Genomic DNA, 880 nt, shown 5'->3' on the forward strand with positions numbered 1-880 from the left:
ACTGCTAGCACTGTACAGCTGGGTAAATCAACAACGAGAAAAATCAGGCATGCCAGTCATCGCTTTTGATGGCAAGACTATTCGTGGTGCGAGCAAACGCGCTACGGATAAACTCCATTTAGTCTCAGCCTACGATTGTGACTCAGGTCTCACCTTGCTTCACAATTGTGTCGATAGCAAAAGTAATGAAATTCCAGCGGTACGTGAACTACTTCAAATGCTTGATATTACGGGTGCGATGGTCACATTAGATGCAATGCACTGCCAAAAAGATACTCTGACCCAACTTATCAACCGCAAAGCAGATTATGTTGTGCAAGCCAAAGGCAATCAAAAGACTCTGTACTGTGCGATTGCAAATGCATTCCAACAAAAATTTGATGCTGGCGAAATGGATATGGATGTGCAAGTCACTTCAGATAGGGGGCATGGCCGGGAGGAAACCCGAACTGTTTACAGACTCGACGCAACTTTACTAGATAAGAATATTAGGCAAGACTGGTCTGGTATTAAATCCATTATCGCCGTTGAGCGCGCTCGAACTAAGGGGCAAAAAACCAGTATTGATACACATTATTATCTGAGTTCATCGACAGATAACTCACTCATATCAAAAGCAATTCGACAACACTGGCTGATAGAAAATCAACAGCACTGGATTCTGGATGTGGTGTTTAAGGAAGACAACTGTCAAATCCATGAGCCATTAAGTGCTCAGCATATGGCCCTATTTAGGCGAGTTGTACGCAACATGGTTAAGCAGCACACAAAAAGCAAAGGCTCAATTCGCAGCAAGCTCGTTGCTGCTAGTTTTGACGATGATTTTAGAGCAGAGCTTTTGTTTGGTTAACAGGAATTAACAAAGTGTGCTCGGGCCCTG

1 protein-coding gene is annotated in these 880 nt (G+C 43.6%); it reads left to right on the forward strand.

Features of this window, described 5'->3' with window-relative positions; genetic code table 11:
• A partial coding sequence (locus tag HC733_RS22435; RefSeq protein ID WP_190367187.1) for an ISAs1 family transposase occupies positions 1 to 850 on the forward strand: 850 nt, incomplete at its 5' end.
• Positions 851 to 880: the final 30 nt, after the last annotated feature.

Origin of the sequence: Pseudoalteromonas sp. S16_S37 (assembly GCF_014694405.1) — a bacterium.
Lineage (GTDB): Bacteria > Pseudomonadota > Gammaproteobacteria > Enterobacterales > Alteromonadaceae > Pseudoalteromonas.